This is a genomic window from Acinetobacter sp. YH16053 (genome assembly GCF_013417035.1).
Taxonomy (GTDB): Bacteria; Pseudomonadota; Gammaproteobacteria; order Pseudomonadales; family Moraxellaceae; genus Acinetobacter; species Acinetobacter towneri.
Genome location: NZ_VPEP01000126.1, coordinates 1 through 1329, shown reverse-complemented (window position 1 = coordinate 1329; position 1329 = coordinate 1). Strand labels below are relative to the sequence as shown.

Annotated in this window: 2 protein-coding genes; both read left to right on the top strand. The window is 42.3% G+C overall.

The window, feature by feature from the left end; translation table 11 throughout:
- A partial coding sequence (locus FTV43_RS15505; RefSeq protein ID WP_179995841.1) for a replication initiation protein occupies window positions 1–834 on the top strand: 834 nt, incomplete at its 5' end.
- Window positions 835–881: 47 nt separating this feature from the next.
- The coding region (locus FTV43_RS15500; RefSeq protein ID WP_179995840.1) for a hypothetical protein at window positions 882–1329 on the top strand (448 nt) is incomplete at its 3' end.

The window sequence follows — 1329 nt, the reverse complement described above, 5'->3', positions numbered from 1 at the left end:
ATCCGTACTAAATCCATCGCGGTTAAAAAGCCCTACATTCAGATAAATTCACCCCTGACCACAATTTACTTTGTCTTTGACGATGACAAAGAAGATGCCGCTTTATCCTGGTTTGATGCCGGTTTACCTAAACCCTTTTGGACTACTCAAAACCCTGTTAATGGTCATAGCCATCATTGCTACAAGCTGGAGATACCGCTTTGTACCAGCGACTTTTCCAGCATTAAGGCAATCAAGTATGCCCAGGCGGTTTACTATGCCTATGCGCTCAAAATGGGGGCAGATCGCAACTATTCTCACCTCATTACCAAGAACCCCTTACATCCTCAATGGCGAACCACGTTCTGGACAGAGCGGGCTTATTCCCTGGACTACCTAGCGGACTTTGTTGACCTACCTAAGCGGATTCCGAAGAAGCTCGAAGTTGTCGGCTTAGGACGTAACGTTACAATGTTCGAGAAGGGCCGTCATTGGGCGTATAAGGCCATTAGAGACTATATGCACCATAACACTAGCCTTGAGTGGGAAAAGGCCGTCAGAGCGCAAATAGAAGCGATTAACAGCGGGTTTGAACAACCCTTACCTTATAGCGAAGTAAAAGCGACAGCAAAGAGCATTGCTAAGTGGGTGTGGCAGCGTTTTAGCTATGGAGAGTTCAGCGCCGTACAAGCAGTGCGCGGAGCAAAGGGTGGTAAAGCCAAAGGATTGGCTTATTCAGTAAAGCGTGAACAGGCAATACAGCTGAAAGCTAACGGCATGAACAATACCCAGATAGCAAAACAACTGGAGGTCGACCGTAAGACTGTCCGACGTTGGTTAGGGGTGGGACAATAGCCTTATCAGATAACAGCCTTCTGTTTTTAATCTCGAGGGGATTTTTTGTGGGTCTTACTAATAATGATTTGGAACGCGATGAGGACTTTTTAGAGTGTTCTAAACTTTACTTTAAAGTTGCACATGATGAATATCGGGATGAACTTTTGAGGGCTAATCGTCTTGATGAAAAAATCGGGCGTTTAATTGCTATCGTAAATATTTTGCTTGCTGGTATTGTAGCTTTTTCTACTACTTCTTTTTCAGATGAGCTTTTTACAGAATTATCTAATGGTTTAAAGATCTTACTTATCTTAATTCTTTTACTTTTATTGTCTTTTACATTCCTTTCTTGGTGGTTTTTGGTCACGGCTTCTAATTTCTCCTCTATAGGAAAAATAGCTGTTGATGATGAAGTTAGAGACTGGGTTTCTTCAAAGTCTCAAAGTGAGATGTATATTGCTCTTGCAGATGATTACAAGCATGCGATTGATAATGCAGAGAAAAAAATAAATC